Consider the following 25,404-nt stretch of genomic DNA (forward strand, 5'->3'; position numbering starts at 1 on the left):
CATGAGGTGGAGGTGAAAAGGTAATGTCTGAAAAACTATTGGAAGTAAATAAACTTTCAACTCATTTTTATACTGAACGTGGTAAGTTACAAGCTTTACGTGAAATGGATTTCCATGTGGACAAAGGAGAAATACTAGCTCTTGTTGGTGAATCGGGCAGTGGGAAAAGTGTAACGGTGCAGTCAATTCTTAGATTATTTGATGAGAAACACTTAGTTGAATATAGTGGTGAAGTTCTCTTTAAGGATCGTGATTTGTTAAAACTATCCTCATCAAATATGGAAAAAATCAGAGGAAATGAAATTTCAATGATTTTTCAGGATCCTTTAAGCTCATTGGATCCGGTCTATACAGTAGGTTATCAAATATCACAAGTATTACGAATTCATAAAAAGATGTCGAAAAAAGAGGCACTCGAGAAATCAGTAGACTTTTTAAAGCTAACGGGTATACCTTCCCCCGAAAAGCGTGTGAATGAGTATCCACACGAACTTTCAGGAGGAATGCGTCAGCGAGTCATGATTGCGATGGCACTAGCTTGTGCACCTAAATTATTAATCGCAGATGAGCCAACAACAGCCTTAGACGTGACAATTCAAGCACAAATTTTAGATTTAATTATTGATTTGAATGAGAAAATCGGTATGGGCATTATTTTAGTCACCCATGATTTGGGCGTTGTTGCAGAGGTTTGTAGTCGAGTCATTGTTATGTATCTTGGACAGGTCGTCGAGGAAGCAGATGTGAATAGCTTGTTTGATCGTCCTCTTCATCCGTATACAAAAGGTTTGATTAAATCAATACCACAAATAGATGGCGACAGAAGTGAAGAATTACATGTAATCGAAGGTACTGTTCCTTCACTTGATAAAGCCCCTTCAGGATGTAGCTTCTCAACAAGATGTGAATTTGCTGATGATAAATGTCGAGCCGAAAATCCAGTCCTTGAGAGCTACAATGATAATCAAAAAGTACGGTGTTGGCATTTCAAAGAGATTTTAGAGTCGGAGGTGATCTAAGAGATGAAAAATCTTGCAGAAGATGAGAGGAAGCCGGTTTTGGAAGTGAAGAACCTATCAAAACATTTTACAATTAAGAGGCCACTAGGTCAAACTAATGACCAAGTTAAAGCTGTTGATGATGTTACATTTACCATATATGAAGGTGAAACATATGGACTTGTCGGGGAGTCCGGTTGTGGAAAAAGCACGACTGGAAGAACCATTCTGCGATTGGTCGAGGCGACTTCTGGAAGTGTGTTACTTGATGGACAGGAAATTACAAACCTTGGGAAAAAGGAATTAAGAAGTGCTAGAAAAAAAATGCAAATGGTATTTCAAGATCCGTATTCATCGCTGAATCCAAGAATTCGAATCGGAAAAACTTTGGAAGAGACTTTAACTATTCATAATATCGGCGATAAAAAAGACCGGGCTTCAATCGCACTGGACGTATTGAAAAGAGTTGGATTAAATGAGGATCAGTATTATCGGTTTCCACATGAATTCTCTGGGGGTCAAAGGCAAAGAATTGGACTTGCGCGTGCACTAATTGTTGATCCGAAAATTATCATTTGTGACGAACCCGTTTCTGCATTAGATGTATCCGTTCAATCACAAATTATAAATCTTCTCCGTAAAATTCAAAAAGATATGAAGGTTAGTTATCTCTTTATCGCACATGATATTAGTGTTGTAAGACATATTTCAGATAGAATCGGTGTCATGTATCTTGGCCATATAATAGAAGAAGCATCGACAGATGAATTGTTCAGTAATCCACAACATCCATATACCCAAGCACTTTTATCAGCTATACCTATACCTGATCCAAAACATAAAAAGGAACGGATTATGCTAAAAGGAGAAATTCCTTCTCCAATAAATCCGCCAACGGGTTGTGTATTCCATACACGCTGTCCATATGCTGAAGCAATATGTAAAGAAAAAGTACCATTACGTGAAAATGTGAGTGGTAGTCATGTAGTAAGTTGTCATTTGGTGGATGAAATTAATGATGAAAATAAGGAATTAAAAGACACGGAAGTATTTGTCTAAAACGAGGGTGGAGGTTTTACAATGTTAGATATTCTAATTAAAAATGGAAAAGTTTTTGATGGTACTAGAAACCCTTATACGTGGCAAGATATTGGTATAAAAGATGGTAAGATTGTAGCGATAAAAAGGAATCTTAAAATGGAAGCTCGTCAAATTATCGATGCTTCTGGCTTATCCGTTTCTCCTGGTTTTATTGATCCACATGTTCATTCTGATTTATTAATCACAAAACCTAAGATTCATAATATAAAAGTAAAACAAGGGGTTACGACAGAATTATTAGGCCAAGATGGCATTTCTGTGGCTCCCGTTACAGCTAAAACAAAACCTTTTTGGCAGGCTCAGTTAAAAGGTTTGAACGGAGATATTGGAGATTGGCCTTGGGAATCAGTCGAAAGCTATTTAGATTATTTAAGTGAAATGAAGTCCTTAACGAATGCGGCATTTCTTGTACCACACGGAAATATCCGTTCAATAGTGATGGGTTTTGAAAATAGAATCGCTTCGGAAGAAGAAAGAGTTGCAATGAGGAAACTTGCAGAACAAGGAATGAAAGAAGGGGCTGTAGGCTTCTCATCTGGTCTTGTTTATCCTCCTAATAGTTTTTCTGATACAGCAGAAATCATTGAGATTTGCAAAGGAATCGCAAAATTTGACGGTTGTTTTGTCGTTCATATGAGAAACGAAAGCAATAATATTTTGGTTGCGGTTGACGAGATGCTTGAAGTTGCAAGGGAATCAGGTGTGCGACTACATATTTCCCATTTCAAAGTTATTGGACTTAGAAACAGAGAATACTTCCCAGTAGTTTTAGAAAAGTTTGAAAAGGCTAGAGAAGAAGGGATTGAAGTTACATTCGATCAATACCCTTATACGGCGGCGTCAACAGTTTTTAATGCAATTCTTCCTCCTTGGGTGCATGATGGCGGAACGGAAGCAATGCTAGCTAGACTTCAAGACAATGTAGTTAAGGAAAAAATAAAGTCGGAATTCCTCACGAACTTTGAATACGAGAATTGGGTATATAGTTGTGGTTGGGGAAACATTATTATTTCATCAATTGATGCGGATGAATATAAGGGTTATGAAGGTAAAAGTGTAAACGATATTGCGGCATCTATTGGAAAAGAACCAGATGAAACTGCATTTGAACTTCTTGTAAAAGCAAGAGGAAACGTAACGATGGTGATACACTGGGGAAAAGAAGAAGACATTACCAAAGCAATGCAAAGTCCATACCATATGGTAGGTTCTGACAGTATCTTTGGCGGTAAACCTCACCCAAGACTTTCTGGTACACAGCCACGTGTGTTAGGGAGATATGTCCGAGAATTAAAAGTTTTGACTTTGGAAGAAGCAATCCATCATATGACTGGTGCCGTTGCGCAACTATTAAGGTTAAAAGACCGCGGATATATCAAAGAAGGAAATTGGGCGGATCTTGTTATCTTTAATTCTGAAACAATTATGGACACTGCTACATTTACATCGCCTACATTGGAACCAGAAGGAATAGAGTATGTCCTTGTAAATGGAGTAGTCTGCGTCGAAAGCGGAGAATGCAACCATTCTTTAAATGGTCAAATAATTAGGCAAGCAATCGATTGAAAAAGTATTGAGGGCGTCCTTGGAATTGGTTGGTACTTACAACTATACTGAGGATGTTTTTTGATATAATTTACTAAAACACGTAATTTCAGAAAACATATTCATGCTGGTTAAGTGCAAATCGAATTAAATGGTTATAAAAGAAATTAATATTCGTATAATGAAAATGATGATGAAAACTCCATTTACAACAAGTTTTGGTACGTTTCAAGAAAAGGTTTTTTTGTTACTTGAGGTTAAGGATGAAGAAGGTAATTCGGGTTGTGGTGAGTCTGTGGCTTTTAGTTCACCTTGGTATAGCGAAGAAACAACACAGACGAATTTACATATTATTCAAGACTTTCTAATACCGCTTGTGTTAGGAAAAGAAATAAATCATCCAAATGAAGTTAGTGAATTTTTTGGTTCCATTCGTAAGAACAATATGGCGAAATCTACAGTTGAAGGCGCTATTTGGGATTTGTATGCAAAACGTGAAAAGATGACACTTGCACATGCATTGGGTGGACGAGCAGAAAAGATTGAAGTAGGTATCAGCATTGGAATTGAAGAAAATGTCGCAGATTTGGTGAAGCTTGTTAAAGGATATATAAATGAAGGATATAAGCGCATTAAAGTAAAGATTCAACCCGGATATGACGTTGAAGTAATACGTGAATTGAGAAGACATTTTCCTACGATTCCACTTATGGCTGATGCAAATTCAGCTTATTCGCTTGATGATATAGCACTTCTTAAGCAATTAGATCAGTTTAATTTAACAATGATTGAACAACCCCTTGCGTCGGACGACATTATTAATCATGCAAAACTTCAAAAAGAGCTAACAACACCAATCTGCTTAGACGAAAGCATACATTCCCTCGAGGATGTAAAAAATGCAATAGAGCTGGGTAGTACTAAAATTATTAACATTAAAATAGGACGTGTTGGCGGACTTACAGAAGCAAAAAAGATTCATGATTATTGTATGGAAAAAGGGATTCCTGTTTGGTGTGGCGGCATGTTGGAGTCAGGTATTGGCCGTGCACATAATGTGGCATTAACAACACTTCCGAACTTCACTCTACCCGGCGATACAGCTAGTTCTTCCCGTTACTGGGATGAAGATATTATTTCACCTGAAGTCATTTCAATAGACGGATATATCACGGTACCATCAAACTATGGTATTGGGTATGAGCCTAATCTTGAGGCAATGAATAAATACACAGTGGAAGAACTACATTTTAACTTTATTCAGCAGAATTCTACCACTTCTATTAAGGCTAAGATGGAAAGATGAATAAGAACCAAGTAAGTAATTCAGTGGAGTTAAAACCACCGGGGTTTGGCACAGGAATTGAAGGGAGTGAATTGGGAAAGCCCAATTCAATGGTTGGACGAAATCATACCGAGGCTTGATTTACCACAAAGTAACTTTGCAGTTCAAAAAGATAGATTACCAATAGGACGGAGTCGGTGAAATGGACATTTCAGTCGATGAATTATTAGGAGAAAACGTACGAATTGTACCAATGGAAAGAAGCCATATTCAGGGATTATTTGAAGCCGGCTCCGATGAATTGGTCTGGGCGCATTTACCAAGAGCGGTAAAAACGGTTGAAGAAATGGAAAGTTTTGTGGACGAAGCGTTGAATAACAAAAAGAATGGAACGAGTTATCCATTTGTTATCATGCTTCGAAAAAACAACAAAGTAATTGGTACTACCCGATTTCTTGGAATCTCACCTCTGGATAAAGGATTGGAAATAGGATGGACTTGGTTAAATCCTTCTGTCTGGGGTACAAATATAAACGCAGAATGTAAATATATATTATTAAAATATTGCTTTGAAACGATAAATACAATTCGAGTTCAGTTAATAACAGACGAAAATAACATTCAATCGCAAAAGGCAATTCAAAAAATAGGTGGAGTTAAAGAAGGGATTTCAAGAAATCATAAAATCCGTGAAAATGGAACGTATCGGAATTCAGTTATTTATAGCATTATAGAAAGTGAATGGGTTTCAGTAAAGCAAAAATTGGAGAATATGATTAATAAGTAATTGGAGTGAAGTTTATGTTGAAGAATAGAGTAATGAAAGATTGGTTTTAATGGTTTACCTGTGCAAGAAACTATCATGATTGTTTGTCACATAGGTACAAATGATTGATCATGTAACCTACAAATATCCATTTTCTTTACTTGGGGTCGGTCGTGCCGGTTGTCTGTACAACATTGAGTTCAAGATAGTTTGCTCCACCAGTCACACTAATTCTACTGCGACTCGCGAATAAAACTAGGAATACGTTCAATTCAACCTGTATTTAAAAACTCCAAATTGGAACGACAAGCATTAAAGAAATCGAAAAACAAGCTCACTTAATTGATATTTCATTATAAATCAAAAGCGCTAACTCCTGAAAAAAATGGGAGTTGGCGTTTTTTGTGCATAAAAATAAGGTTGCAGATGGTTGATGATAAAAGATTAGCTTCGAAAAATTATTCATTGTTGTTTGAACAAACGCGAAAGTTTAAACTATTACTATAGTTTCATGCACAGGCACCTGTTCTGAGGACCATTGGTAACCTTGGAAGTTGCGTAGGCGGGTTGATTATTCAAGAAGATGGTGGGATTTTGATTTCAATTCACCTTCGTGAAATGTGAATTTCGCCTCTGAGTGGATCACTTGTCCATTATATTTGTAAGTTTGTGAATGGTAATTACTATCGGGAAAGCCGAAGTCTGCAATTAGAATCCCTTCGCCATTAAGGAGATTTTTCATATCTTCATAGGACATACCAGATTTTACTTCGTCAAATTGTTCTGCCGTAATGGTTACTGCCGATTGTGTGGGCACTACCGTAAAAAAGGTTTTTTGGCTAAGTCTCCCATTTAAGAAAGAGACTGTGATTTCTATGCCTTTAAACCCTCTTTCAGCAAATATATAGGTAACGGAATTTGAATTGGGGTTCTCCCTTACCGATTCTTTTCTACCATTCGTACCTAGTATTTTTACAGTTTCTTCGTAACTAATTTCTTCTTGTAGTCGTTGATAATTATCTAAATTCAAAATCCCTTTTTGAACGTAAGTATCTTTTTCTTCATAAAGCGATTCCTTTTCAATAGATTGTTGTTCAGATTCTACCGAAGCATCAGAAGAAACGGTTGTGTTCGTTTGCTTTTGTTTTTCAACATAAAGATTGAAAATAATCGTGAGTGCGACTCCAATTATGATACCCACGAGGATAAAAAGTCCAGTCACACTTGCTATACCATACTTGATCCATTTAAACATGGAAGAATCATCCTTATACGCGTATTTTTACTATCTTAACGGAAAGTAAGAAACTGATTAAAGATTAGCATTCTTATAGTATAAGGGAAGTTTTTTAAGAGCATACGGGATCGATATGAATTGATTAGAAAGACTCAGAAGGCAAAAGCGGATTACTATGGTAGAAAACAAACACAACCAGACACTGCCATCGCTATTAAAGGTGTTAATGAAATCGAAAAACAAGTTCACATAATTGATACTCTATTATAATTAAAAATCGTAGACTGTTGATGATTAAAGATTAGCTTTGTAAAATTATTCATGATAGTTTTCCCCATAAGTAACTGTCCCAGCTGTATAACTAATATCTTGCTAGCCTAATGGTGCCAGGACAAGTAGTAGCTTTGTAAGTTGTGTAGAAAAGTTAATTATTCAAGAAGATCTTGCGTTTTTGTACTCAATTCACCCTCGGTAAATTTGAATTGAGCCTCTGAGCCTATCGCTTGTCCATTATATTTGTAAATTTGTGAATAGTAATCACTGTCTGAAAAGCCGAAGTCTGCAATCAGCGTCCCTTCACCATCAACGATATTTTTGATATCTTCATATGACATACCAAATTTTACTTCATCAAATTGTTCTGCTGTAATGGTTACTGCCGATGCTGTGGGTACTACCATAAAGAACCTTTTGTCGCTAAGTCCTCCATTTAAGAAAGAAACTGAAATTTCTATGCCCTTTAACCCTCTTTCAGCGAATATATAGGTAACTGAATATGAATCTATATTCTCCCTTACCGATTCTTTTCTACCTTCCGCACCTATTATTTTCACAGTTTCTTCGTAACTAATTCCTTCTTTTAGTTGTTGATAATTATCTAAATTCAAAATCCCTTTTTGAACATAATTATGTTTTTCTTCATCAGGCGATTCCTTTTCAATAGATTGCTGTTCAGATTCTACTGAAGCGTCAGAAGAAACGTTTGTATTCGTTTGTTTTTGTTTTTCAACATAAAAATTGAAAATAATCGTGAGTGCGATTCCAATTATGATACCCACGAGAATAAAAAGTCCAGTCACACTTGCTATACCATACTTGAACCATTTAAACATGGAAGAAACATCCCCTCTACGTGTATTTTTCTCACTTTAAAAGGAAGTTAGGCCCCGATTAAAGATTAGCATACTTATAGTATAATGGAATTTTTGTAGGAGAAGACTGGATTGATTTGAATTGATTAGAAAGACTCAGAAGGGCGTAAAAGGAATTCAAAGACATATTATGCTGATAAAAGTGCAAAGTGCTCCATAATATTCTGAAACTATTCAAAATTACGTTAGATTTGTGTCTTATAGACACCCAAAAATAAAAAAGCGCCAACTCCTGAAAAATATATCTGATTCCCATCTTTTATGATATTACTAACAAAAACTGATTGTTTGTTAAAAAACATGAGAAGTGGTTAGAAGTATGCATCTACAGGATAACTGGAAAACTTCTTCTTTAATTAAAGAGAATTCAGACTAGCTTTATTGATATGTAGGAACGTTTGTTTTGAAATTGAGGTGAAGAATTGAGGAGAGGTATTGGAATTACTACTTTGTGAAGATGAAAGTAAATGTGAATTGGACTTTCTAGACCTTTGGAAAAAGTGGCGTTAGCGATGGAAAGTTCAACAATGAGAGAAGCATTCGAGGAAATCCAACGTCTAAGCGAAGACCCAGCAACACGTGTATCAGCCATTTCACGTGAAATTCATTTGAGAGATAAAATCCAAAGAGAACTTAAGGCAAAAGCAGTTGGAAAAGCAGAAATTATCCTCAATATGCACAAAAAATAATATCCGATAGAAGCAATTGCGGATATAACGAACTTACCAGTAGATGACATTTTGCGCATTGTAGAGTCGAATATTAAGTAGCTGAAATAAATGATGATTCATACTGCTAAAGACCTTTGCTTATTAGTTAAGGTCTTTTTACATTTTTTACTTCACTACTGCACGAATGAATAAATATACTTGTCTCAAATCATTTATTATCTAAACACATCTCATTGATTCTATATAAAAAAACGAAGCCCAAGAATGTGGCTTCGTCAATCTACTTCCTTCAAAACACCATACCCATTTTTTACTTTGGCGTGGGCAATCCAATTGCGAGATTTTGTAAAATCTTCCTGTTTATCTGTCTTGTGAAAGCGAGATAAACCGAAGTCCACAGTATAAAATTTTTCCTTATTAAGTATTTTAACTGAATTCTTGTTCATCATCCCACTTAAATAAATCCCGTTTTTAGGTTTCTCGTCTGTTAATTCTACAAGCACATCAACTTCATTTCGACTTTCTAATTTGCCATAAACTTTGTAAAGTCCAGCTTTGTGATAATCCTTCAAAGCTGCTACTAGACTATCTGATAACAAATAAAGGGGAACTTTTTCTATTTCATATTCTAGCATGACAAAACTTTCCTCGGATTGTTCATCCTGATCACTAGTAACTGCCCGTAAAACGATATCATCACCGAATTTCCATGCAGCAATGGGTTGAATTATTAGGCCAAGCAGTATTAGGATTGGAACCCCGAACATAACGATTAGGCCGATTCTTTTATTATTTATAGTAGACATGTTTTCTTCACCTCTTAATTAATGTTAGATGCTGTAAATTCACTACCTCCTCTTTAAATTACCCATGAACAGCCCATATTAATACAATGATTTTAAATTTGTGGTTATGGTTTAGAAACACGGCCCAACTTACGTAGTATTATTGAATCTGAAAATAAGTAAGAAAAAATATCTTTACTGGATTCTTTGATTGAATTATTGTTTTCTGTATAAATTTGAAACTATCATCCAATCCTTAATAAGAATATTACTTTTGTCGAGAAGCTAAGAAAGTATACTATTTATTTAAAAGTAAATTTCGATTTTATTGAAAAGAAAGGTGGTGCTGGAATGGAATGGTTTATGTATGCTTCATTTCTTGTCGCTTTACTGTCTATGCTATATGCATTGGAAGGCATTAAAAGAAACAAAGAACTTGAAGAAAGGCTTGATAAACTGGAGCTCAATTGGTTAACGGGGAACGAAGAAGAAGCAATTAAATCATGATTTGCGTAACACTTTATTTGTAAGTGTGCGTCTATTTAAAAATAAAAAGTGCCTGTATACCAAACTTAAGCATTTGGCATACAGGCACTTTTATATAGTAATCTTTAAATCAATTATAACCCCAAACCATTGCAAACAATGTACCAAATATCGTTACAAGACCAACGAATAACGCATATCCGATGTTTGCATAAAGGGTTTTACTGTCAGGATTTTCTTTGACGTGCATAAACAAGAACAATTGAAGACTTGCTTGTACAATTGCTGTGACGACAAGAATTGTCATTCCAGCAGTAAAAGATAAATCAAATTTCACAACGATTAGGGCAATCAGAGAAAGGAGAAGTGAGAATATAAATCCCAGCACATGCGGGACAGGGAATAATTGTTTCATCTCACATCATTCCTTTCAAATAGACGAAACTGAATATGAAAATCCAGACAACGTCGAGGAAATGCCAGTAAAGAGAAAAGATAAACGACTTATTTGCTGTTTCAGGTGTAAACCCTCGTTTTTTAATTTGAAGTAAAATACTAGAACCCCATAGCAAACCAAAAGTTACGTGAGCACCATGCGTACCAAGTAAGGTAAATAAACTTGATAGGAAAGCGCTTGTCTGCATTGTTGCATCTTCATTAATATAAGTGACGAATTCTGTTATTTCTACGCCAAGGAAGCCTAATCCGAGTAGTAGTGTAATACCGAAGAAAATCATCATCGGTTTTTTTAGACCAAGGCGCATTGCGTGAATACCTAGTCCTATTGTAAAACTACTTGATAGCAAAAGAATCGTTTCAATCATAACAGGTGTTAACTGAAATAATTCATGGGCGTCAGGTCCACTTGCAAAATGGCTTTGCAAAGTGAAATAGACAGCGAAAAGGGTAGAGAAGAGGGCTATTTCTGCCCCCAAGAAGATCCAAAAACCTAATATCTTCATTTTGTTTTCATCTGTACTATATTCGAGTGGTACTGAGTTATCAATCTTCATTATTCTCACCTCGCAATGCTTTTTCTGTCCGTTCAATTTCTTCAACAGAAATATGGTAACCATGGTCGCGTTCAAATGAACGGTAGGCCATTAATCCAATAATTAGCAATCCAGAAATAATTGCTGGTGTCCACAAGCTAAAGACCATAAAGAATCCCCAGAAGAAGAAAATCACACCCATGATGAATGGCAAACCACTATTGTTAGGCATATGAATCGGTTCATATTCACCCGAAGTTAGTGGAATGTTATCCTTCTTCGAATACCAGAATGCATCTAAAGAATTTACAGTTGGTATTTTGGCGAAGTTATAGACAGGAACGGGACTATGTGTACTCCATTCCAAGTTTCTTCCATCCCAAGGGTCACCATTTGTATCGCGTGGGCTGTAACGAACACTCCAGTATATATTGTAAACAAGGATGATAAACCCAATCGCAAGTCCAACAGCACCAACCATTGACAGCATATTTAATGGACCATATCCTGTGCTCTCAGAGTAAGTATACATACGGCGTGTCATGCCGTTTAATCCAAGGATGAAAAGTGGGAAGAATGTGACGTTAAAGCTAATTGTAATAAACCAAAATGCTATTTTACCAAGCTTTTCATTCAATCTGAATCCGAATACTTTAGGGAACCAATAATGGAATCCTGCAATAACTGCAAAGACTGTACCTGGAATTAATACATAATGGAAATGCGCAACAAGGAACATCGTATTGTGATATTGATAGTCGGCACTTGCCATGGCAAGCATGACACCAGTCACCCCACCGATTGTGAAAATTGGAATAAAGGCAAGTGAATAAAGCATTGGGGTTGTAAAGCTAATTTTTCCCCTCCGCAATGTAAAGAGCCAGTTAAATATTTTCACACCAGTTGGTATGGCAATGGCCATTGTCGTAATTGAAAACACGCTGTTGACCATGACGCCATGACCCATCGTATAGAAGTGATGAACCCATACAACGAAAGAAAGTAAGGATATCGCTAGCATACTAACAACCATTGATTTATACCCGAATAGATTTTTACGTGCAAATGTTGAGATAATCTCGCTGTAAATACCGAATGCAGGTAATATAACAATGTAAACCTCAGGATGTCCCCAAACCCAGAATAAGTTTGCCCACAGCATATCCATTCCGCCGTCTTGCATCGTGAAGAACTGTGTCCCAAACTGACGATCAAGCATCATCAATGCCAGTGCAACAGTTAATACCGGAAAAGCAAAAACGATAATTACGTTTGTAATTAATACGGACCAAGTAAACATTGGCATTTTCATCAATTTCATTCCTGGTGCACGCATTTTTAAGATGGTGACTAGGAAGTTGATCCCGGTCAATAAAGTACCTATCCCCGCAATTTGCAGAGCAAGAGAGTAATAGTTATTCCCTACGGTTGGGCTAAATTCTAAACTTGCTAGTGGGAAGTAAGCTGACCAACCAGCATCTGGTGATCCACCGATAACAAAGGAAATATTAAATAGCATAGCTCCAGCGAAGAATAGCCAGAAACTTACCGCGTTTAATCGTGGAAACGCAACGTCACGCGCTCCTATTTGAAGCGGTATAACGACGTTCATTAATCCAACGATGAACGGCATTGCCATGAACAAGATCATAATGACTCCGTGCGTTGTAAAGATTTCATTATAATGTTGTCCGTCAAGCAGTCCATTATCTGGAATTGCTGTTTGCGCCCTCATTAATAGCGCGTCAACACCTCCGCGGAACAGCATAAGTAATGCAGCCAAAATATACATAATACCAATCTTTTTGTGATCAACAGTTGTTAACCATTCATTCCACAGGTAACCCCATTTTTTAAAATAGGTAAGTGCTATAGGAATCGCTAGTGAAACGAGTGCGATACTAATCATCGCACCATAAATCATCGGTTCACCAGTTACGAAAAATTCATCCCATTTCATTGAGTTGTACTCCTTTCAAGTTTTTATTCGTTATGTTCATTGTGATCCATATCCATATGCTCGTCCTTCATGTCATCATCTTCTTGTCCATGTTGATGTCCTGCATTATCGCCTTCAGGAGGTGGACTAAACTCAAGATGAGTTGAAGAGTATGTTTTACGACCAACATGCTCGGCTTCTAATAATTCGTTAAATTCATTTTCAGACAGTGCTGGAGCCGTTTCTTTTACATCACTAACCCACTCTTGATAGTCAGCATCAGTCATCGATTGAGCTTCAAACTCCATTTGCGCAAAGCCTGCACCACTAAAGTTCGAGTTTTTCCCCATAAAGGATCCTGGAACATCAGCTGAAAGATGGATCTTGTTAACCATGTCACTCATTGCATATTTTTGACCGGCAAGTTGAGGAATCCATAAACTCGTAATCGGTCCATAAGAATATAACCTGAACTCAATAGGACGATTTACTGGCATGTTTACATAGTTTACTGTTTCAATTCCTTCTTCTGGATAGCTAAAATGCCATTTCCAGTTGGAAGATGAAGCATAAATGACAACAGGTTTGTCATTGGCAAAAGCTGCTGGTGTATTTTCGACAGCGCTAGTTGAACGAACAGTGACAATGGATAAAATGACGACAATGATCACTGGAATGATAGTCCAAATGATTTCAAGTGCTTTACTGCCTTCTTCATGAGGAGGCTCATAATCCTTATCCTGGTTCGAAGCTCGATATTTCACAAGCATATACGTGTATAAAATGTAGACGACGAGTAGAACGCCAACCATCATCAAGATTGAAAATAAAATTGTATCCGATAAAGTTTTGGCTTGAGGACCCTTTGGATCGAAAATCATTAACGGTTTTTCACACCCTGAAAGCAAGGCGGTAGTTCCTAGAAATATAGATAAAGCTAACCATTTTTTCTTCATCATTATTCTCCTCTCATATGATTAATAAAAGCTGTTTTAAATATATTCGAATAGTATTTTAGCGGATAAGAATTATATCTCTTTTCACCAAATTACCTTGCGTACAAAATAATATTCCTATCTGAAATAAATAACAATCTATAAGTACCAATGTCACAAAAGGTCTATATTTAAATTGTTAATAAAAGTAAGTATATGAATTAATTGGTCTAATTCACGCGCTATGTAATGTGATAATGATTTTAAGTTATAACGGAATAACAAATACTTATTGAAAAAGTAATTGAAAGTTCTAGGTCCCGATATTGCCTTTAATCATATCTAGTTGCATATTGCAATAGACTGTTTAGTAGTGAGGAAAGTATTTACCTAAGGTTTTAAATCATTGGACATGTAGTAGCAATATCTTGGTACCAGTAATTGTGAAAAAAGGGGGAGTAATGATGAAGAAGAATATATTTATAATAATTGTTGCCTTATTAATAATGGCAGTTGTTGCTGGATGTGGTGGTAATAAAGCGAAGAAAACGGAAGGCAATGACGCGAAAGAAAGCAGCAATAAAAGCGTGTTAGATAGGATGGAAAGTAGCAAAACGCTAAATGTTGCTTTCGAAGGAACATACCCACCGTTTAACTCTTTGAATGACAATGACGAGTTTGAAGGGTTTGATGTTGATATTTCAAATGAAATTGCTAAAAGACTTGGTGTGAAGGCTAATTTTATAGCGACAAAGTGGGATGGATTGATTGGTGGTTTAAAGGCGGATAAGTTTGATATTATCATTGGCCAAATGACAGTTACAGAGGAACGGAAAAAAAGTGTAGATTTCACTGATCCATATGTCATCACAGGTTCTGTATTAATTACAAGGGAAGATACAGATGATATTACGAAGCTTGAAGATATTAAAGGGAAAAAAGTTGGTGTTGGTGGGGGAACGACATTTGAAGAAGTTGCGAATAGCGTCGACGGAGCGGATGTCAAATTGTATAAGGCAGTAAGTGATTACATCCAAGACCTACAAAATAAGCGGCTAGATGTCATTATTAATGATCAACTATTGATTAGCTATAATATAACGGAGAAAAATCTTCCGTTAAAAATTGCAAGTGACATTTTAAATAAAGATGAAATTGGTATGGCTGTAAATAAAGGGAACGAAGATTTTATTGAGAAAGTGAATCAGGCTTTGGCTGAAATGAAAGATGACGGAACTTATAATACTATCTATAAAAAGTGGTTTGGGACGGATCCTTTAGAGAGTTAAATCTATGAAAATGACCGATTGTAGTCTAATAGATCTATTAGGAAGGTGGAGACAATGCACATCGTCGTTTTGGGAACTGGAATGATTGGTACAACAGTCGTTAGAGAATTAGCAAAGTTCGATGAAATAAAAAAGGTGACTGCTGTTGATGTGTTTGAAGCGAGTATTGAAAAATGTTTGGACATTGCAAATAGTGACAAAGTGAGGGGTCATATTACTACGTTGGAAACGGTAGATGATATAGCGAAAGTTTTAACAGATGCGGATGTAGCAGTAGCTTGTCTCCCACATTCTCTTAGTCTAGTCGCTGTGAAAGCAGCAATTAAAGCGAAATGTCATTTAGTAGATCTGGTAGGCTCTAAATATAATGAGAAAATGACTTACGACCAAAAAGCACGAGATGCGGGTATTATAATTGTGCCTGGTTGCGGGGTTGCTCCAGGAATTACAAACTTTCTAGCAGCTGAGGGCATCGATAGATTAGATGAAGCTGAGAAGGCGATCATGATTTGTGGCGGAATTCCAAGATATCCTATTCCACCTTTATGGTATCAAGTCGTTTTTAGACTGGAAAGTGTTCTCGGCCTTTACACGAAACCTGCAATGGCAATTGAGGATGGTGAGATAGTCGAACTTCCTCCTTTTTCGGGACTGGAGAAGATTACCTTTCCGTATCCTGTCGGGGAATGCGAAACAGTTATTACTGATGCACATAGCACTAGCTTTGTATTAAAGAATAAAGTTAAAACCTTATATGAAAAAACAGTGCGCTATAGCGGGCATTGGGAAAAAATGAAGGTTTTAAGTGAACTAGGATTTCTGGATGATACGCCGTTAACTGTCGATGGAATCAAGACAACTCCACGGGCATTTGCAGAGAATATTCTTGAACCGAAGATGATGGGTGAATCTAATGAGGATATAACTGTTTTAAGGGTAGAGGTAAGTGGATTGAAAAATGGTCAATCGATAAAATATACGTGGGAAATGGTCGATCTATATGATCACGTAAGAAAGATTACATCTATGGCAAAAAGTACTGCCGTACCAGCCGCAATTACAGCCAAGTGGATTGCTTCAAAAGTAATTACTGAAACAGGTGTTATGCCTATTGAAAATTTAATTATAAAAGATCGATTCCAACCTTTTTTAGCTGAAATGAATAAATTAGGTATTGAAATAGGATTTAAAGTGGAAATACTCACCTGAATATGGTGTGGTCTGACTGGAGGAAAATATATGGACGTGACAATCATAATTAATTCATTGCCATCTCTACTAAAAGCCGCTTTAATGACAATTTTACTAGCTGGGATATCCGTAATCATTGCGCTTATCATTGGTTTTTTCACAGCAATTATAAGAATTTTAAAAGTTAAATTTCTAAATGGTATTGCAAGTACTTACGTTTCTATTATTAGGGGAACACCACTCCTCGTCCAAATATTTGTTATTTACTATGGACTACCTCAAATTGGATTAGCTTTAGACCCAATTTCATCCGGCATTATGGCACTAAGTTTAAATGCTGGAGCTTATCTTTCAGAATCTTTCAGGGCATCCATATTAGCAGTTGATGACGGACAAATGGAAGCTGCTGTTTCGATGGGGATGACCTATTCCCAAGCATTAAGAAGAATTATTCTACCTCAAAGTTTACGAATTGCCATACCTACACTATCGAATTCATTTATCGTATTAATCAAAGATACTTCACTTGTCTCGGTAATTACAGTAACGGAATTACTACAAATGTCTAGCTTAATCATAGCGAAAACATTTGAACCATTGACGATATATTTAATAGCTGCAGCGATTTATTGGGTTATCATTTCTTCCTTTACAGCACTATTAGATAGGTTAGAAAGTAAGTCCTCAAATTATTTAGTTAGATAAGTGAATCAATTTTATAATAGCAAAATCTACTTTCATATCCGAACAATATTGATTTCTGCTCCAGGCGGACGCTTTCCACGGGGCGTGCGGTGAGCCGCTTCCTTCGCTACGCTCTGTCCAGGGTCTCACCTGACACGCTAATTCCCGTTGGAGTCGCCGCCTTCCGCTCCAATCAATAGAACTTCCATTAAAATTAGCGAACAATTAAACTCATTTTTTCAAAAACATTCTGGTATTTCGTTGAAATTAGTAATTATGAAATTGACTCAAACACGACTGAAAATATGAAGGTTAGGAGGAAGTTATGGGGATTATAAAAATACAAAACCTGAGGAAGCACTTCGGTTTAAATGAAGTATTACAAGGTATTGATTTGACAATTAATAAAAGTGAAGTTGTCGTTATTATGGGACCAAGTGGTTCAGGTAAGTCGACTTTACTAAGATGTTTAACCTTTTTGGAAGAGCCGTCAGAAGGAATCATTCAGATTGGTGATTTTAAAGTAGTTGCAGGTGGAAAGATAGATCGTAAACGTAAAAAAGAAATTAGGGAGTTGCGAAAAAGAACTGGATATGTATTTCAATCATTTAATTTATTCCCACATAAAACCGCGATTGAAAACGTCATGGAAGGGCCAATCGTCATCAACGGCATAAAACCGGATGAGGCAAGAAAAATAGCAGATGCGCTTCTCATTAAAGTAGGACTTGGTGATCGTTGTGACCACTATCCAATTCAATTATCAGGTGGACAACAACAAAGAGTTGCTATCGCTAGGTCGCTTGCTTTGAATCCAATGGTTATGCTTTATGATGAACCAACGTCTGCGCTCGACCCCGAACTTGTGCGTGAAGTACTTCAAGTAATTAAAGACTTGGCTCAAGAAGGTATGACGATGATTGTTGTCACACATGAAATGAATTTTGCTAAGGAAGTTGCGGACAGAGTCGTTTTTATGGATAATGGTTTAATTGTTGAGCAAGGGAGTTCGAAGCAAATTTTTGAGGAACCAAAAGAGGAAAGAACGAAACGATTTTTAGCCCAAGTAGATTAGAAAGGATGAAAATTTGAAAAAAGTAATGCTATTTGGTGCAACAATTGTAGTAGGTATTATTCTTGGTATATTAATTACGATGCTTATGAATTGAGTGAATACAAATTGATTATTAACGAAAAATAGAAGACCTCGTGACTGTTTAGGTTACGAGGTCTTTAAGATTGTTTAGAACGAATATTGCAGAAAAAATAATTACCTTTTATAATAATCAATTGGAATAAAAAGCCCAACTTTACCATGTACCTCGTGGTTTAATGTAGCGAATATAACGCCGATCACTTTGCCTTCCATATTCAGAATAGGGCTTCCACTATTTCCTCTATAAACGGGTGCTTTTATCATGACAACTTCTTCGTCCCAATCACGTAATTTAATCATATCGATAACTGTTCCTTCATTTGCAATACCGTGGAAACCTAGTGGATTACCTATAAATTGAATGGGTTCTTCTTTCTCAAATTCCATTTTCTCTGCTAGTTCTAAATGTGGCAAGTTCTGCCCGTCAATTTTTAGCACTGCGAGATCGATTGAGGGATATGACTGAACAACAGTTGCGGTATAGCGACCATCGTCTGGGAAAGCGACCGTTACTTTATTATAGCCTTCAACGACGTGATCATTTGTTAAAATTAAACCATCGCTGGAGATTGAAAATCCTGTTCCATTACTATCACCTGTGGAAATCGCAACTACTGATTTTTTATAAGTTTTAATATTTTCATTTGCTGATAGTTTAGCGGATGTCTTTAAAAAATCTACAGCAGGAATGGAATAAACTTCGAAAAAGACGGAAAAAGTATTGACAAGCATGGCGATTGCAATTAACCAAAAAGCCCATTTAGGAAAACGAGTTTTCGGTATTTGGACAGCCTCTCCAAGTTCTTTTTTACGTTTAGTTTCCTCTTGTGCCTCAAAAATAAGTTCAGCCATTTCCTCATCACTAATATCTTCAAATAAATCATTATCAATATCCTCTTTATCATCCATATATATATATGCACTTCCTTACTTGCTCCATCTTAATAGTGCCATATATGTTGGATTAATTCAAAGTAGATGTCATTGAATCCACTTTCGATAAATAGAAAAACCAGGTAATGTTATAAATAACATTACCTGGTTTCCAAAAAAAGAGGTGAAAATTAAGCGTGAGGTACAAAAGTGCTGCAATCTGTCTCTTCACTGTGGGAAGCGTGAGTTCCTTTTTTACTAACTACATAAATTTCTTCTGCCTGGCAATTATTACCGTGGCCCCAAAACTTACAATTGTTAACTTCACAAAGTATTTTTTGTCCCATATACAAACACCTCCTCTTTCTTTATCTTGTCCAAATTATATGTAAATCAACCTGTATATTTTGGAAGGAAATAAAAAAATCACAAGCTAATCAAGTGATTAGCTTGTGTTCCAATAATTTTTAAATAATTCCTTGTATACGTAATACAATTTCAGCAATGATTGCAGAACCGAGGAATGTGCCTAAGAATACACAAGTTGCAACGACTAAAGCGCGCCATCCTAGTTTAGTGAAGTCTCCCCAGCTTCTACCGATTGATATACCTGCGTAAGCTAAAATAGGCGTTGCAATTGCAAGGATACTTATGTGGCCTACCCATGCTACAACTTGTTCTCCACCTGGAAATGATGGTAGTGAAATAATGATACCGACAAGGGCAATATAACCAACACTTGGAAAACTACCTGGAATAACTTTAGCTAAAGTCATACCTGCTAAAGTTACGAGTATTAAAACTATCATACCTGGAAGTGCAGTAAGTGGTAGCACATCATAACCTACTGAATTACCAACTAATGCAACAGCACCGAATATTACTAAAATCAAAAACCATTCTACAATTTTAGCCATTTATCAATCAACTCCTTTTAACGCTTTTTTATCTCTGTTTCTCGTCATTACATTATAGAGTTTCTCAGCAAGAGGTAACCCAATGAAGATACTGAAGTAAAGTCCGAAAGCAGTTGAAATTAAGTTACTTGCACCCGCTAAAGCAACAATTTGATCAGCCATATCAGGGTATGCAGCAACTAATGCGCCACTACCTGCGGCCATCATACTTCCACTACCAACTCCGGATGCCATTGCAAATGATAATGGGCTCATTGGTGTATATGTAGCAAGAAAACCTGAAATTAAACCAAGAAAAGCTGCTCCGAAAACAGTTCCGAAAATATACATTGTCATAACGCCGCGACCTTCAGGCGAGTCGAATCCAAACTTATCTGCGATTAAGCCAATATTTGGTTCTCTACCAATTGAGTGAGTCATACCAATCGCTTCTCTTTTCATACCTAATAGAATTGCAACTGGTAAAGCTAAGAATATGGTACCTAGATTACCAAGTTCTTGTAATAATAAAGCAGGACCCATTTCAATGATACTCATAATCTGTGGTCCGATAATTACACCGATTTTTGCAACTAACATACCGACACCTATTACGATTAAAGGCTCAGCATTAACCGATTGTTTTTCTTTGACAACAGGCGTGAAATAAAGGATTAATCCAAGAATTAAAGCATAAAGCATTGGTAATAGTAAAATTGCGCCTGGTCCTACTTTAATTGAAAACTGACCAATTCTTTCAGTAATTATAACGATAATTAGGACGATTAGATGAAGCTTCCAATCTTTTAATAACGCCATTTCTTTTGACTGTTTCATTATTTTCCTCCTTTAGTTAATTACTTTGATAAGCTTTCAATAAGTTCAACTGCGGCAGTCGTATCTTTATGACCTTTTCCAGTTGCTTTGGCAGCTTCAAAGAGCTGATAAGTAATTCCACCTAGAAAAGAGGGGGATGATAAAGCTGCAGCAGTGTCTACATATAAAGATAAATCTTTGTGCATGTGATTCAGACTAAATAATACATTTTCATAATCTTGGTTAATAATATTAGGTCCAAAAACATCAAAAACCTTTGTAGCACTTCCGGTTGCAAGAACCTCTGCAAGCTTTTCACGACTTAGTCCAGCTTTTTCAGCAGTGATGAACGCTTCGCCAAGACTTAATACCATAGAAGAGACGATCATATTATTACAAAGTTTTGCAATTTGTCCGTTGCCGCTTTCACCTAAATAATAAAGATCTTTACCGACAACTCCCAATATAGTTTTTATTTCTTCAAATTTATTTTTATCACCACCTATCATTAATGTAAGTGTTCCGTTTTTAGCGCCATCAGGACCACCACTTACAGGGCTATCAAAATAATAGAGACTTCTTTCTTTTGCTTCTTCTGATAACTGAATAGCGGTATTTGCATCCGTTGTACTCATATCGATAATAACTGAGTCTTTTTTAATCGTATTGAAAACACCATTTTCCCCGAGAAAAGTCTCTTGAACAATATCTACTGTAGGTAAAGAAGCAATTACGATTGTAGCTTCACTACTAAGTTCTTGAAGTGAACTTACAGCAATAGCGCCATTTTCATTAATCCATTGAATTGCTTTTGGGTCTGGATCATAGACTAGTACATTATACTTTGCCTTTACATAGTTTTTAGTAATGCCTTTTCCCATTAACCCACAACCTATTATTCCGATTGTAACCAATATAGCACCTCTTCATTATTTAATATCGACTAGTTTTCACATTTCTTTTTCATTAAAATAGGCCATTGCAGTCGCGATACTATTACCGGCGGCAGGGACTCCACAGTAGACTGAGCACTGAAGCAACACTTCTTCAATTTCGTCTTTTGTACAGCCGTTTCTAATCGCACCGTCGAGATGAATCTTTAATTCATTTTGATGGTTAAGAGCTGTTAAAAGAGCAATATTCACTAGACTTCTTGTCCTGCGATCAAGCCCGGGACGATTCCATATATCGCCCCAGCAATACTCCATCGCTAATTCATGGAATGAACGATTAAAATCATTAGTATTCGCTATAAAATTTTCAACATTTTCTTTACCTAATACTTCTTCACGTGCTTTAAAGCCTTCTTTAAAATTATCTGGATTCATTAATTACACTCCTTTAATTTTTTTGAAATGGTCCCACATATTCGCCGTAGTTTATCCAAATTGTTTTCAGTCTCATATATTGCTCCATTGCTTCCATTCCTTCTTCTAATCCGATACCGCTGTCTTTGTATCCGCCGTAACCAGAACTAGGGGAGAGTGTGTGGACTGTATTAACCCAAACAATGCCAGATTCAAATTTATTAGCTAAGCTGTGAACTTTTTTCACATCATTCGTCCATAAGATTGTGGCAAGACCATATCTTGTTCCGTTTGCAATCTCTAAAGCATCTTCTTCATTTTTAAAAGTAATGACAGAAAGAACTGGGCCGAAGATCTCTTCTTGAGCAATTCTCATGTCAGGTGTAACGTCTGTGAAGACTGTTGGACTCATGAATAAACCGCTTTCAAAACCTTTAACGATTTTTCTTTTACCACCTGTTAAGAGTGTGGCACCTTCGGATTTCCCAATTTCGATATAGTCTTCAATTCTATCTAACTGCTGCTTCGTAATGACGGCCCCTATTTGTGTGTTTTCATCTAGTGGGTCACCAATATGTAGTTCTTTAATTCTAACAATCAATTTATCTAAGAATTCGTCTTTAATATCTTCATGGAGTAAAAGTCTTGTCCCAGCTGTGCATGTTTGCCCTTGGTTCATAAATGCGGTAAATAAAGTACCTTCTACTGCAGAGTCGATTGTAGCGTCTGGAAAAACAATATTAGCTGTCTTGCCGCCCAATTCAAGTGTGGAAGATTTTATGCCACTTTTATTAGTTAAAATTTCCTGACCTATTTTTGAAGAGCCAGTAAATGTGACTTTTTTAATGTCTGGATGAGAGACGATTGCTTCACCTGTTTCGGCTCCGCCGTTAACGACATTAAATACACCTGGAGGTAAGCCTTCTTCAACTGCTATTTTTGCTAAGAGGTTTGCGGCCAGAGGAGCTTGTTCAGCACCTTTGAGTACAACGGTATTACCACAAGCTAATATTGGGGCAATTTTTGTTGCAACGTTAATCATCGGGAAGTTCCAAGGCACTATCGCACCAATTACCCCGTATGGTTCTCTCACCGAGTAATTTAAGATCGGTGATGCGGTAGGAACTGTTGCACCTCTTGCGACCTCCGGCAAAGCTGCAAAGAAATCGAATAATCGTGCAATGGCTTCCGTGTCACCGTTAGTCGTATGCGTTATTGGTCTTCCTGCGTCCATCGTATCTGTTTTTCCGAATAAATCTTTGTCTTTCCTAATTCTACGGGCAATATTTCTTAAAATATCTCCCTTATCTGAAGGACTCATATCTTTCCATGTGTCAGTGTAAGCTTGCTTGGCAGATTTTACAGCTCTGTCGACATCATTTGTTGTACCTTGTGATAGCCGAGCGATTTCCTCACCTGTCGCGGGATTATATGACGAGAAGTAATTTTCTGTCATGCTTTCTTCTATACCATTAATAAAATGTCCAATCGTGTTAATAGATTCAGTCATGTTATCTTCTCCTTAGGTTTTATTTTGTGTCATACTTTAATAACTTAATGAATAATTAATGACATGGTTGATTAATAGTCTTTAATTAAGTTATTATTTATATAGTAGGGCATTATTTTTTAAAATGCAAGTGTATTTCCGAAACAATCTGATAACAGATTTATAGGTTGACAATGGTAGAGTAGGAGTAGCTAATCTTTATTTATTAATGATTGAGCTATATACTGGTTACTAACAAACGGAAGTAACGTTAACTCATGCTCTGAAATTTATGAATTATACTACAAAGCCGAAAGGGGACTTATTTCTGATGGAAAAAATTTTAGTTGGTATAATAGGTCCTAGTGACTTAGTAGAACAAATCATCAATCAGTTTAATATGGAAAGAATGAAAAATATTGACTATAAACTTTTTATTATTCAACAAGTTGAGGACACGAGGGTGCTTGACAATGAATTATTAAATGAATGTGATTTACTATTTTTTACTGGCCAAATAGCTTATGAAGTTTATATCGAAAAAAGAAAAACAAGTATAGAAGATGATGATTTTTCACTGATTACACTTCGTTTTGATGGCTCAGCACTTTATAAAACTTTGTATGAACTTGCGGTAGAAAAAAAAGGTTCAATTGCTGCATTCACCCCCTTTACAATAGATGTGTTAAGTAAGTCGGAGGTACAAGACTCTTTGAGTGAAATTAATTTATTTGAGGAAAATGTACTTAAGATTGAGGGGGATTCAACTTTCACTACAAATGATTGGGTAAATGCTCATGAAGAACGTTATAAAATGGGCGAAAGTAAATATGCAATTACATGTTTAACTAGTGTTGCTGATGAGCTAAAGAAAAGAAATGTTCCAGTAAAAAGAGTGATTCCAACATATTCTTCAGTAAATGCAGCACTTGAATTGTTATACGCAAATTCTAAGATTGTGCATAGCAATGACCTACAGACGACAGCTATTTTAATAAAATGGCATGAATCCGATCGCCGCCCAAAAAATCGGTATGATTATTATCGACAAAAATTAAAATTTGAAAAAACTGTACTTGATTTTTGCGAGTATCATAAGGCATCCATAACTTTTTCCAATGATAATCAAGCAAATATTTATACAAATAAACATATTTTTAAAAAGTACACAAATCATTTTAGGAGCTTCCCGCTAATAAAAGAATTAGATGAAACAATGGGTACAAGAATTTCTGTAGGAATTGGTATTGGTGATGAAAATTCTAAAGCTGAATATTATGCTGAAAAAGCAATGAAGTTTTCCGAAACTAAGAAAAAGTCCTGTGCTTATATTACTTTTCCAAATGGTAATATTAGCGGCCCATTACTAAAAGATGATAGTTCTCCATTAACATTCTCGACAAGTTTAGAAGATGATCACTTAAAAGAGATTTCCAAGCAATCAAATTTAAGTGCAGTTACAATATCTCGTATTTTGTCATTGCTGCAACAAAATAATAATAATAATTTAACGGTTCATCAACTTGCAGAAGCCTTTGACGTTTCTTTAAGAACTTCTAGCAGATTATTAAAACAATTGGAGGTTTCTGGTTTTGCGGAGGTTATTAGTGAAGAGCAACCACCAGGACGCGGAAGACCTAGGAAAGTATATAAATTAGCGATTACTAAATAAAGTTGCTAGGTTATTAGTCGACTTAACTAGTATTTTACATGAATGAAGCTTGACTAAAAATATACATCATCTTTGTTCTGATAACACTGCTGAATGTTTGACTTAGGTCATATATTAGTAGTGTTTTTTCGTATGGTAAG

The 25,404-nt window shown here is 36.3% G+C and carries 27 protein-coding genes; 13 read left to right on the top strand and 14 right to left on the bottom strand.

The annotated features are described in order from the left end of the window. Positions 1–23: 23 nt before the first annotated feature. The 5 genes from AC3RV6_RS05685 to AC3RV6_RS05705 all read left to right on the top strand — a co-directional run bounded on the left by AC3RV6_RS05685 (position 24) and on the right by AC3RV6_RS05705 (position 5,716). Positions 24–1,019 carry an ABC transporter ATP-binding protein gene (locus AC3RV6_RS05685; protein WP_489748491.1) on the top strand — a complete coding sequence of 332 codons (996 nt, stop codon included), beginning with the start codon at positions 24–26 and terminating at the stop codon, positions 1,017–1,019. Positions 1,020–1,022: 3 nt separating this feature from the next. Further along, the gene (locus AC3RV6_RS05690) at positions 1,023–2,057 is read left to right on the top strand and encodes an ABC transporter ATP-binding protein (RefSeq protein ID WP_489748492.1); all 1,035 of its coding nucleotides are present in this window, start codon (positions 1,023–1,025) and stop codon (positions 2,055–2,057) included. A 21-nt stretch (positions 2,058–2,078) separates the two neighbouring features. Next, positions 2,079–3,665 carry an N-acyl-D-amino-acid deacylase family protein gene (locus tag AC3RV6_RS05695; RefSeq protein ID WP_489748493.1) on the top strand — a complete coding sequence of 529 codons (1,587 nt, stop codon included), beginning with the start codon at positions 2,079–2,081 and terminating at the stop codon, positions 3,663–3,665. Positions 3,666–3,795: 130 nt separating this feature from the next. Continuing rightward, positions 3,796–4,950 carry an o-succinylbenzoate synthase gene (gene menC, locus AC3RV6_RS05700; RefSeq protein WP_489748494.1) on the top strand — a complete coding sequence of 385 codons (1,155 nt, stop codon included), beginning with the start codon at positions 3,796–3,798 and terminating at the stop codon, positions 4,948–4,950. 181 nt (positions 4,951–5,131) lie between these two features. Continuing rightward, positions 5,132–5,716 carry a GNAT family N-acetyltransferase gene (locus AC3RV6_RS05705; RefSeq protein WP_489748495.1) on the top strand — a complete coding sequence of 195 codons (585 nt, stop codon included), beginning with the start codon at positions 5,132–5,134 and terminating at the stop codon, positions 5,714–5,716. Between the two features lie 550 nt (positions 5,717–6,266). Here the strand turns inward: AC3RV6_RS05705 and AC3RV6_RS05710 are convergent. Continuing rightward, positions 6,267–6,950, bottom strand: coding sequence for a hypothetical protein (locus AC3RV6_RS05710; RefSeq protein ID WP_489748496.1), 684 nt, complete (start codon positions 6,948–6,950; stop codon positions 6,267–6,269). A 120-nt stretch (positions 6,951–7,070) separates the two neighbouring features. Here AC3RV6_RS05710 and AC3RV6_RS05715 point away from each other — a divergent pair, with 120 nt between their 5' ends. After that, on the top strand, positions 7,071–7,202 hold the full coding sequence (locus AC3RV6_RS05715) for a hypothetical protein (RefSeq protein ID WP_489748497.1): 132 nt from the start codon (positions 7,071–7,073) through the stop codon (positions 7,200–7,202). A gap of 158 nt (positions 7,203–7,360) precedes the next feature. Here the strand turns inward: AC3RV6_RS05715 and AC3RV6_RS05720 are convergent, their stop codons facing one another. Next, a complete protein-coding gene (locus tag AC3RV6_RS05720) occupies positions 7,361–8,044 on the bottom strand; it encodes a hypothetical protein (protein WP_489748498.1) in 684 nt (227 codons plus the stop codon). Between the two features lie 551 nt (positions 8,045–8,595). Between AC3RV6_RS05720 and AC3RV6_RS05725 the strand changes: the two genes are divergently transcribed. Continuing rightward, the gene (locus AC3RV6_RS05725) at positions 8,596–8,772 is read left to right on the top strand and encodes a hypothetical protein (RefSeq protein ID WP_489748499.1); all 177 of its coding nucleotides are present in this window, start codon (positions 8,596–8,598) and stop codon (positions 8,770–8,772) included. A gap of 257 nt (positions 8,773–9,029) precedes the next feature. On the opposite strand, the gene AC3RV6_RS05730 is transcribed toward AC3RV6_RS05725, so the two are convergent. After that, entirely contained in the window at positions 9,030–9,560 is a 531-nt protein-coding gene (locus tag AC3RV6_RS05730; protein WP_489748500.1) for a hypothetical protein, read from the bottom strand. A 330-nt stretch (positions 9,561–9,890) separates the two neighbouring features. Here AC3RV6_RS05730 and AC3RV6_RS05735 point away from each other — a divergent pair, with 330 nt between their 5' ends. After that, positions 9,891–10,046, top strand: a complete 156-nt coding sequence (locus AC3RV6_RS05735) for a hypothetical protein (protein ID WP_489748501.1) — start codon at positions 9,891–9,893, stop codon at positions 10,044–10,046. A gap of 109 nt (positions 10,047–10,155) precedes the next feature. Here the strand turns inward: AC3RV6_RS05735 and qoxD are convergent, their stop codons facing one another. From qoxD to qoxA, 4 genes are read right to left on the bottom strand one after another with little or no spacing between them, the layout of a single operon-like run. Next, entirely contained in the window at positions 10,156–10,440 is a 285-nt protein-coding gene (gene qoxD / locus AC3RV6_RS05740) for a cytochrome aa3 quinol oxidase subunit IV (RefSeq protein ID WP_489748502.1), read from the bottom strand. Position 10,441: 1 nt separating this feature from the next. Then, the gene (gene qoxC / locus AC3RV6_RS05745) at positions 10,442–11,038 is read right to left on the bottom strand and encodes a cytochrome aa3 quinol oxidase subunit III (protein WP_489748503.1); all 597 of its coding nucleotides are present in this window, start codon (positions 11,036–11,038) and stop codon (positions 10,442–10,444) included. Then, complete coding sequence (qoxB, locus tag AC3RV6_RS05750) at positions 11,028–12,977, bottom strand: cytochrome aa3 quinol oxidase subunit I (protein WP_489748504.1); 1,950 nt, start codon at positions 12,975–12,977, stop codon at positions 11,028–11,030. The genes qoxC and qoxB overlap by 11 nt, the downstream gene beginning before the upstream one ends. Before the next feature lie 23 nt (positions 12,978–13,000). Then, on the bottom strand, positions 13,001–13,912 hold the full coding sequence (qoxA, locus tag AC3RV6_RS05755; protein WP_489749196.1) for a cytochrome aa3 quinol oxidase subunit II: 912 nt from the start codon (positions 13,910–13,912) through the stop codon (positions 13,001–13,003). A 443-nt stretch (positions 13,913–14,355) separates the two neighbouring features. Between qoxA and AC3RV6_RS05760 the strand changes: the two genes are divergently transcribed. From AC3RV6_RS05760 to AC3RV6_RS05775, 4 genes are all read left to right on the top strand, one after another. Next, the gene (locus tag AC3RV6_RS05760) at positions 14,356–15,180 is read left to right on the top strand and encodes a transporter substrate-binding domain-containing protein (protein ID WP_489748505.1); all 825 of its coding nucleotides are present in this window, start codon (positions 14,356–14,358) and stop codon (positions 15,178–15,180) included. A 54-nt stretch (positions 15,181–15,234) separates the two neighbouring features. Beyond that, the gene (locus tag AC3RV6_RS05765) at positions 15,235–16,389 is read left to right on the top strand and encodes a saccharopine dehydrogenase family protein (RefSeq protein WP_489748506.1); all 1,155 of its coding nucleotides are present in this window, start codon (positions 15,235–15,237) and stop codon (positions 16,387–16,389) included. 30 nt (positions 16,390–16,419) lie between these two features. Continuing rightward, positions 16,420–17,076: an amino acid ABC transporter permease gene (locus AC3RV6_RS05770; protein WP_489748507.1), complete on the top strand. Its 657-nt coding sequence runs from the start codon at positions 16,420–16,422 to the stop codon at positions 17,074–17,076. A 304-nt stretch (positions 17,077–17,380) separates the two neighbouring features. Beyond that, the gene (locus tag AC3RV6_RS05775) at positions 17,381–18,130 is read left to right on the top strand and encodes an amino acid ABC transporter ATP-binding protein (RefSeq protein WP_489748508.1); all 750 of its coding nucleotides are present in this window, start codon (positions 17,381–17,383) and stop codon (positions 18,128–18,130) included. 195 nt (positions 18,131–18,325) lie between these two features. Here the strand turns inward: AC3RV6_RS05775 and AC3RV6_RS05780 are convergent, their stop codons facing one another. The 7 genes from AC3RV6_RS05780 to AC3RV6_RS05810 form a co-directional block, all read right to left on the bottom strand. After that, positions 18,326–19,120, bottom strand: coding sequence for a S1C family serine protease (locus AC3RV6_RS05780; RefSeq protein WP_489748509.1), 795 nt, complete (start codon positions 19,118–19,120; stop codon positions 18,326–18,328). Positions 19,121–19,275: 155 nt separating this feature from the next. Further along, positions 19,276–19,431 (bottom strand): DUF1540 domain-containing protein, encoded by a 156-nt coding sequence (locus tag AC3RV6_RS05785; RefSeq protein ID WP_489748510.1) that lies wholly within the window; start codon positions 19,429–19,431, stop codon positions 19,276–19,278. Between the two features lie 120 nt (positions 19,432–19,551). Continuing rightward, entirely contained in the window at positions 19,552–20,001 is a 450-nt protein-coding gene (locus AC3RV6_RS05790; RefSeq protein ID WP_489748511.1) for a hypothetical protein, read from the bottom strand. 3 nt (positions 20,002–20,004) lie between these two features. Beyond that, positions 20,005–20,817: a DUF3100 domain-containing protein gene (locus tag AC3RV6_RS05795; protein WP_489748512.1), complete on the bottom strand. Its 813-nt coding sequence runs from the start codon at positions 20,815–20,817 to the stop codon at positions 20,005–20,007. A gap of 20 nt (positions 20,818–20,837) precedes the next feature. Then, positions 20,838–21,710 carry an NAD(P)-dependent oxidoreductase gene (locus AC3RV6_RS05800; protein ID WP_489748513.1) on the bottom strand — a complete coding sequence of 291 codons (873 nt, stop codon included), beginning with the start codon at positions 21,708–21,710 and terminating at the stop codon, positions 20,838–20,840. A gap of 36 nt (positions 21,711–21,746) precedes the next feature. After that, positions 21,747–22,124, bottom strand: coding sequence for a carboxymuconolactone decarboxylase family protein (locus AC3RV6_RS05805; protein ID WP_489748514.1), 378 nt, complete (start codon positions 22,122–22,124; stop codon positions 21,747–21,749). A gap of 13 nt (positions 22,125–22,137) precedes the next feature. Continuing rightward, the gene (locus AC3RV6_RS05810) at positions 22,138–23,613 is read right to left on the bottom strand and encodes an aldehyde dehydrogenase family protein (protein WP_489748515.1); all 1,476 of its coding nucleotides are present in this window, start codon (positions 23,611–23,613) and stop codon (positions 22,138–22,140) included. A 310-nt stretch (positions 23,614–23,923) separates the two neighbouring features. Between AC3RV6_RS05810 and AC3RV6_RS05815 the strand changes: the two genes are divergently transcribed. Beyond that, complete coding sequence (locus AC3RV6_RS05815) at positions 23,924–25,264, top strand: hypothetical protein (protein ID WP_489748516.1); 1,341 nt, start codon at positions 23,924–23,926, stop codon at positions 25,262–25,264. The last annotated feature ends 140 nt before the right edge of the window (positions 25,265–25,404 follow it).

The sequence above is a fragment of the Sporosarcina sp. So3-204 genome (genome assembly GCF_058068165.1).